Origin of the sequence: Cellulomonas sp. NPDC057328, from assembly GCF_042667215.1 — a bacterium.
GTDB lineage: Bacteria > Actinomycetota > Actinomycetes > Actinomycetales > Cellulomonadaceae > Cellulomonas.
Genome location: NZ_JBHUZW010000168.1, coordinates 1 through 6,454 on the forward strand (window position 1 = coordinate 1; position 6,454 = coordinate 6,454).

Below are 6,454 nucleotides of genomic sequence, written 5' to 3' on the forward strand. Positions count from 1 at the left end.
GGTACCGCCGGGGCGGTACCGGGCCGCGCCGCCGTCGGGTGGTGCGACCACCCGACGGCCGGTCAGCCGGCGTCGGGCGCGGCGTCCGGGTCCTCCTCGGGCTCCATCGTGTTGGCCTCGCCGCCCGCTCCCGCGCCGACGCCCGCGTCGGACAGGTCCTCGGCGGTCGTCGTGCCCTCGTCGGTCGTGCCGGTGTCGTTTGTCTCGCTCATCCGAACCTCCCTGGTCGCCGTCCCGCCAGCCTGCGACCGCCGCCTCCGGCCCGCAACCGTGCGGCCCGCCTCGCGGCAGCCGTCGCAGGGAGCGTGACCGCGGTGCGCGCCGACGTCACGCGCGCGCCACGACGCACCAGGCCGTGGCGCGCAGGGTGAAGGGCGCGTCGGGCAGCACCGCGCGGCACCGCTCGCGCACGCGCACCGCGGCGTCCGGGCCGAGAGCGGCGAGGTAGGCACCGGCGGGTCCGACCCCCAGCGTGCACGGCTCCCACCACGCGTCGAAGGACGGCCACGGCACCGCGACGGTGAGCCGGCTCTCGACGGCCTCACGACCGCCCGCCGCGCGGACCCGCCGGAGCAGGTCGCCGGCGGCGGCACCGGGCGCCGCACCCTCGTCGACGGCACCGGGGTCGACGTCACGGACGGCGTCCCAGAAGGGCACCAGGGGACCTGTGCCGCCCGCGTGGTCCCACACGCACGCGGCGAGGGTGCCCGCGTCGCGCGTGACGCGGAGCATCTCGCGCAGGCCGCGGTCCGGGTCGGCCAGGAACGGCACGACGAGCTGCGCCAGCGCGACGTCGACGGACCCGTCCGCGAACGGCAGGTCCTCGGCCGCGCCGAGACGTGCGTCGACGCCCGGCAGGCGGTCCCGGACCGCGGCCACGAAGGCCGGCTCGGGGTCGACGGCGTGCACCCGCGCCGCGCCCGTCCGCCGGACCAGCTCCGCGGTGAGGGCGCCGGGCCCGCACCCGACGTCGAGGACGCGCGCCTCGGGGGCGACCCCGGCCGCGTCGGCGAGCAGGGGCGCGAGGCGAGCGGCGTAGCGGCCCATGAAGCGGTCGTACGCGCCGGGTGCCACGGAGAACCCCACGCGCGGACAGTACGACTCGCGTCGGACCACGGCCAGCCCCGACGCCGGCCCGCACCGGCCCCCGGCGGGCAGGCGCGGGCCCGCGTCCCTAGGGTGAGGCCCGCGGGCACGCCCGTGCCGGGCACCACCGCCCGACGTCGACCGAGCCGGGAGGTGCGATGACGGGGAGCCCGTCGACGTCCGACGCCACGGGACGGACCACGGTCCCCACCGCCGCCCCGCCGGCGACCGCCGCCGGACCGGGGGCCGGGTGGACGCGCCACGTCGAGGACCCGCGGGTCGGCGTCGTCGTGATGAGCCGCGACCGCCGCGACGAGCTGCTCGTCACGCTGCGCCGGCACGCCGCGCCCGTCGTCCTCGTGGACAACGCCTCGTCCGACGGCACGACGCCCGCCGTCCGTGCCGCCGTCCCCGACGTCACGGTGCTGCCGCTGCCCGAGAACGTCGGTGCGCACGCCCGCACCCTCGGGGCGCAGGCGGTCGGCACGCCGTACGTCGCGTTCGCGGACGACGACTCGTGGTGGGCCCCCGGGTCGCTGCGCGTCGCGGCGGACTGGCTCGACGCGCACCCCGAGGTCGCCGTCGTGCAGGCGCACATCCTGGTCGGCGCCGAGGAGCGGCCGGACTCGTTCTGCGAGGTCCTGGCGGCGTCGCCGCTGCCGCGGCCGGCGGGCGTGGACCGGCCCGTGCTGCTCGGCTTCATCGCGTGCGCGGCGATGGTCCGGCGCGACGCGTTCCTCGCCGTCGGTGGGTTCGACGACGTCGTCCGCTTCCCCGGCGAGGAGGAGCGGCTCTCGCTCGACCTGGCCGCCCGCGGCTGGTCGATCGCCTACCTCGACGCCGCCACGGTGCACCACCACCCCTCGCCTCGGCGCTCCGACCCGGCGTCCCGGCAGGCGGCGATCGTGCGGTCGGCGCTGCTCACGGCGCTGATGCGGCTGCCCTGGCGGCGCGTGCTGCGGCGCGTCGCCGAGGCGCTGCGCGACCCCGCCGGCCGGGTCGGCCTGCGCCGCGCCCTGCCCGACGTGCGCCGCGCACTGGCGCGCCGGCGCGTCGTGCCGGGACACGTGCGGGAGCTGCTCGCCGTCCTCGACGCGCCGGACGCCTGACGCGCGCGCTCGGGTGGCGGCTCCTGCGGGCGGCGGTCAGGGTGGGGCCATGAGCGAGGAGACCGTCCACCCGGCCCAGCAGCGTCCGGAGACCGAGCTGCCCGAGAACCAGCCCATGCCCGGGAGCCGCGAGGACGAGGCGCAGCCGTCGCCCGGGGACACGCAGGACCAGGCGGTGCGGCGCATCTACCCGTCCGACCCGACCGGCCAGGACCCCGACCCGCTGGTGCACGACCCGCGCCCGGACGAGTCCGGCGTCTGACGCGCCGCCACCTCACGTCCGCCGGCGCGCCGGCGTCTGCACACTGTGAGGGTGGCGGAACCGTTCGAGCACGTGGTGCGCGCGCACGGCGCGACCGTGCTGCGCGTGTGCCGCGCCCTGCTCGGGCCGCACGACGCCGAGGACGCGTGGTCCGACACGTTCCTCGCGGCGCTGCGGGCGTGGCCGACGCTGCCCGCCGACGCGAACGTCGAGGCGTGGCTCGTCACGGTCGCGCGCCGCAAGGCCCTCGACGAGCTGCGCCGCCGCGGGCGCCACGCGGTGCCGGTCGACGTGGCGGACGTGCTCGGCGCACGCGCCCTCGTCGCGGGGGAGCCGCGGCCGGGGGACCGCGACCTGGACCTGTGGGACGCGCTGCGCGTGCTGCCCGACAAGCAGCGCCGCGTCGTCGTGCTGCACCACATCGGCGGGCTGCCGTACGCGGACGTCGCCGCGCTCGTCGGCGGCACGGACGCCGCGGCGCGCCGCGCGGCGTCGGACGGCGTCGCGGCACTGCGCCGCGCCTACGCGGCGGCCGGCGACGACGGGAGGGTCCACGCATGACCACGGGCACCGGTACGGGTACACGTATGGGCGCGAGGACGGGCGCGACGCACGCGCCCCACGACGACGCGCTTGCCGCCCTGCGGGCGCGGCTCGCCGCGGACGCCGAGCGCGCCGGCCTGCTCGACGTGGCCTACCGGGTGGTCGACAGCCCCGTCGGGGCGCTGCTCGTCGCCGCGGGGGAGCGCGGCGTGCTGCGCGTGGCGTTCGAGGTGCAGGGCCACGAGGCCGCGCTGACGGAGCTCGCAGCACGCGTGAGCCCCCGCGTGCTGGAGGGCGGCCGACGGCTGGACCCGGTGCTGCGCGAGCTCGACGAGTACTTCGCCGGTGCGCGGCGCACCTTCGACGTGCCGGTGGACCTGCGGCTGCTCGAGGGGTTCCGCCGCGACGTGGTGGCCACGCTGCCGCGCGTCGCGTACGGCACGACGGCGTCCTACGCGGCCGTCGCGGCCCTCGCCGGACGTCCGGCCGCGGTCCGCGCCGTGGGGACCGCGTGCGCGCGCAACCCGGTGCCGCTGCTCGTCCCGTGCCACCGCGTCGTGCGCTCCGACGGCACGCCCGGCCGGTACGCGGGCGGCGACGCGGCCAAGACGACCCTGCTGGCGCTCGAGCGCGCCACCGACGGCCCCTCGCCCGCGGCCGGGGGCCGGGCGTAGCGTCGGGGCCATGTGCCGCAACATCACGACCCTGCGCGGCCTCGAGCCGCACGCGACCGACGACGAGATCGAGGCGGCCGCCCGTCAGTACGTGCGCAAGGTGACGGGCGTGCAGCAGCTCTCCGACGCCACCCGCGAGCCGTTCGAGCAGGCCGTCGCGGAGATCGCGGCGATCACCGCGCGGCTCCTCGACGAGCTACCGGAGCGCCGTCGGCCGCCGGCCACGGTGCCGCCGCTGCGCCGGCCCGAGGTGCAGGCCCGGATCGCCGCGCGCGAGGCCGGCGCGGAGCACGGGCACCACGACCACCCGCACGACCACGACCACCCGCACGAGCACGGCCACCCGCACGAGCATGACCACGACCACTCGCACGACGACGACGGTGTGCCGGTGCACGCGGCGGGCGCCACTGCGGCGCGGTAGGCGTCAGTCCGTCGGGCCGGACGCCGCGTGCGGGACAAGCCGCGGGATGCCCTCGGGCGCCACGGCGGCGAGCGCGAGGAACCGGGCCTCCGCGCGGTGCAGCCGGATGTGCTCGTCGAGCGACCAGCCCGGCCCGTTGGTGAGCGTCATGCCGCACGCGCAGCCGATGGTGACGCTGCCGCCCGCGCCGACGCGGACCTGCCCGACCGTGGTGTGGTCGGTGAAGGCGCGCACCTTGGCGTGCCGCATGGGCGCGCTGACCGGGACGGGCAGCTCGGCGTGGTCGTCCGGCACGACGTCGGGGTCGCCCGGGGCGTCGTGCGCCGGGTGCTCGTGCGTCGGGTCGTCGTCCGTCGGGTCGTCGTGCGGCAGCGCGGGCACGGCGGTCAGTGCCCGCCGGTGAGCGTCCCGCCGTCGACCATCTGGTCGAGCTCGAACGCCGCGTCCCAGTCCTCGCCGCCGAGGCTCGGCATCATGCGGTGCAGCTGCGGCGCCCACGCGTCGGCGTGGTCGGGGAAGCAGCGGCGCAGCAGGTCGAGCATCGTGGCCACGGCGGTGGACGCACCGGGCGAGGCGCCGAGCAGACCGGCGATCGAGCCGTCGGCCGAGGAGACGAGCTCCGTGCCGAACTCGAGCACGCCGCCGCCCTTGCCGCGCTTGATGACCTGCACGCGCTGGCCCGCGGTGATGAGCTCCCAGTCGCGCGGGTCCGCGGTCGGCATGTACGAGCGCAGCGAGCGCAGGCGCTGCGTCTCGGTGGCCGTGACCTCGCGGACCAGGTAGGTCACCAGGTCGAGGTTGCGCGCGCCGACGGCGAGCATCGGGACGAGGTTGCCCGGCCGCACGGACCGGATCAGGTCGCCCCACGAGCCCTCCTTGAGGAACTTCATGCTCCAGCCGGCGTACGGGCCGAACATGAGGGCGCGGCCGCCGTCGACCACCCGCGCGTCGAGGTGCGGCACGGACATCGGCGGCGCACCGATCGCGGCCTTGCCGTACACCTTGGCGTCGTGCTGCGCGACGAGCTCGGGCTTCGTGGTGCGCAGGAACTGGCCGCTGATCGGGAAGCCCGCGTAGCCGCGGATCTCCTTGATGCGCGAGCGCTGCAGCAGGTGCAGGGCGCCGCCGCCGGCGCCGACGAAGACGAACCGCGCGGTGCGGGTCCGCCGGCCCTCGCCGTTCCAGCGGCGGTCGGCGACGCGCACGCGCCACAGGCCGTCGCGGCGGCGGCGCAGGCCCACGACCTCGCTCTGCGTGTGCACGGTGGCGCCGCGCGCGACGGCGTCGTCCAGCATGGCCCGCGTGAGGGCGCCGAAGTCGACGTCGGTGCCGGAGGTGGCCCGCGTGGCCGCGATCGGCTCGTCGGCGTCGCGTCCGGCGGCGAGCAGCGGGGCCCACGACGCGATGGTCGCGGGGTCGGTGCTCAGCTCCATGTCCGCGAAGAGGCGGTGCGCGCGCAGCGCGTCGTGGCGGCGGCGCAGGAACTCCACGTCCTCGGCGCCGCGCACGAACGTCATGTGCGGCGTGTGCGTGACCGCGCGCTCGGCGCCGGGGAGCCGGCCCGCCGCCGCCAGGTGCGCCCAGAGCTCGCGCGAGAGCTCGAACTGCTCGTTGATCTTGACGGCCTTGGTGATGTCGACCGAGCCGTCGGGCTTCTGCGGCGTGTAGTTGAGCTCGCACAGGGCGGCGTGCCCGGTGCCCGCGTTGTTCCACGCGTTGGAGCTCTCCTGCGCCGGGCCGTCGAGGCGCTCGTGGATCTCGATGCGCCACGTGGGCTCGAGCGTCCCGAGCAGCGCCGCGAGGGTCGCGCTCATGATGCCGCCGCCGACGAGGAGGACGTCGACGTCTGCTGCCGTGTCGTGCGCACGCGTTGCCACCTGGCGATGTTAGGTCGACGTCGAGAGGTGTCCCGCACTCAGGGAATGTGACCTTGGTCTCGCGCGGACGTCCTCGCGCACCGCGCGGCGCGTCGCCGCGACGCGCCCGGCAGCGGGTGCGGCGTACCGGCAGGAGGCGGTACAAACGAGCATGACCCGCAACCGTGCGCGCGACCTCGCCTCCGACCCCGCCGCCCAGCGCATCGCCGACCGGCAGCCGTCCGACGCCGACCTGCTCGGCAGCGACACCCGCTCCGGCGGCGACCCGAGCGGCGCTCCGCGCTCGCTGCAGGCGTCCGAGCGCGAGGGTGGCGACGAGGCGCTCACCAGCAGCGAGGACTGGGACGACCCCGCTCGACTCTGAGCGCGGCCGGCTCGGAGTGCCGCACCCGGCGCGCGACGCCGGCCCACTTCCCACCACGCGCCGCGACGCAGCACGGCCCCCGGCACGCCACGGCCCCGGACGACCGTCACCGGTC

At 77.4% G+C, this 6,454-nt stretch carries 10 protein-coding genes; 6 read left to right on the forward strand and 4 right to left on the reverse strand.

Translation table 11 applies throughout. From position 1 onward, the window contains the following. Positions 1 to 62: 62 nt before the first annotated feature. Together ACFUMH_RS18215 and ACFUMH_RS18220 are read right to left on the reverse strand one after the other, a co-directional pair. Entirely contained in the window at positions 63 to 212 is a 150-nt protein-coding gene (locus tag ACFUMH_RS18215; protein WP_378208865.1) for a hypothetical protein, read from the reverse strand. Between the two features lie 115 nt (positions 213 to 327). Next, a complete protein-coding gene (locus ACFUMH_RS18220) occupies positions 328 to 1,086 on the reverse strand; it encodes a class I SAM-dependent methyltransferase (RefSeq protein WP_378208867.1) in 759 nt (252 codons plus the stop codon). 158 nt (positions 1,087 to 1,244) lie between these two features. Between ACFUMH_RS18220 and ACFUMH_RS18225 the strand changes: the two genes are divergently transcribed. The 5 genes from ACFUMH_RS18225 to ACFUMH_RS18245 are packed head-to-tail and all read left to right on the forward strand — an operon-like array spanning position 1,245 to position 4,098. Further along, on the forward strand, positions 1,245 to 2,195 hold the full coding sequence (locus ACFUMH_RS18225; RefSeq protein ID WP_378208869.1) for a glycosyltransferase family 2 protein: 951 nt from the start codon (positions 1,245 to 1,247) through the stop codon (positions 2,193 to 2,195). A gap of 49 nt (positions 2,196 to 2,244) precedes the next feature. Next, positions 2,245 to 2,457, forward strand: coding sequence for a hypothetical protein (locus ACFUMH_RS18230; RefSeq protein ID WP_378208871.1), 213 nt, complete (start codon positions 2,245 to 2,247; stop codon positions 2,455 to 2,457). Positions 2,458 to 2,508: 51 nt separating this feature from the next. Then, on the forward strand, positions 2,509 to 3,018 hold the full coding sequence (locus tag ACFUMH_RS18235) for an RNA polymerase sigma factor (RefSeq protein ID WP_378208873.1): 510 nt from the start codon (positions 2,509 to 2,511) through the stop codon (positions 3,016 to 3,018). 26 nt (positions 3,019 to 3,044) lie between these two features. Next, positions 3,045 to 3,674 carry a methylated-DNA--[protein]-cysteine S-methyltransferase gene (locus tag ACFUMH_RS18240; RefSeq protein ID WP_378208883.1) on the forward strand — a complete coding sequence of 210 codons (630 nt, stop codon included), beginning with the start codon at positions 3,045 to 3,047 and terminating at the stop codon, positions 3,672 to 3,674. Between the two features lie 10 nt (positions 3,675 to 3,684). Further along, positions 3,685 to 4,098, forward strand: coding sequence for a DUF2277 domain-containing protein (locus ACFUMH_RS18245; RefSeq protein ID WP_378208875.1), 414 nt, complete (start codon positions 3,685 to 3,687; stop codon positions 4,096 to 4,098). Between the two features lie 3 nt (positions 4,099 to 4,101). Here ACFUMH_RS18245 and ACFUMH_RS18250 read toward each other — a convergent pair whose 3' ends face one another. Next, positions 4,102 to 4,479: a hypothetical protein gene (locus ACFUMH_RS18250; protein ID WP_378208877.1), complete on the reverse strand. Its 378-nt coding sequence runs from the start codon at positions 4,477 to 4,479 to the stop codon at positions 4,102 to 4,104. A 5-nt stretch (positions 4,480 to 4,484) separates the two neighbouring features. Then, entirely contained in the window at positions 4,485 to 5,975 is a 1,491-nt protein-coding gene (gene mqo, locus ACFUMH_RS18255; RefSeq protein WP_378208879.1) for a malate dehydrogenase (quinone), read from the reverse strand. Between the two features lie 151 nt (positions 5,976 to 6,126). Between mqo and ACFUMH_RS18260 the strand changes: the two genes are divergently transcribed. Then, positions 6,127 to 6,339 carry a hypothetical protein gene (locus ACFUMH_RS18260; RefSeq protein WP_378208881.1) on the forward strand — a complete coding sequence of 71 codons (213 nt, stop codon included), beginning with the start codon at positions 6,127 to 6,129 and terminating at the stop codon, positions 6,337 to 6,339. The last annotated feature ends 115 nt before the right edge of the window (positions 6,340 to 6,454 follow it).

What these genes read in the sequence shown, in the direction of transcription:
- ACFUMH_RS18215 (WP_378208865.1), bottom strand. Translation starts at nt 212, where the DNA reads ATGAGCGAGACAAACGACACCGGCACGACCGACGAGGGCACGACGACC.
- ACFUMH_RS18225 (WP_378208869.1), top strand. Translation starts at nt 1,245, where the DNA reads ATGACGGGGAGCCCGTCGACGTCCGACGCCACGGGACGGACCACGGTC.
- ACFUMH_RS18230 (WP_378208871.1), top strand. Translation starts at nt 2,245, where the DNA reads ATGAGCGAGGAGACCGTCCACCCGGCCCAGCAGCGTCCGGAGACCGAG.
- ACFUMH_RS18240 (WP_378208883.1), top strand. Translation starts at nt 3,045, where the DNA reads ATGGGCGCGAGGACGGGCGCGACGCACGCGCCCCACGACGACGCGCTT.
- ACFUMH_RS18245 (WP_378208875.1), top strand. Translation starts at nt 3,685, where the DNA reads ATGTGCCGCAACATCACGACCCTGCGCGGCCTCGAGCCGCACGCGACC.
- ACFUMH_RS18260 (WP_378208881.1), top strand. Translation starts at nt 6,127, where the DNA reads ATGACCCGCAACCGTGCGCGCGACCTCGCCTCCGACCCCGCCGCCCAG.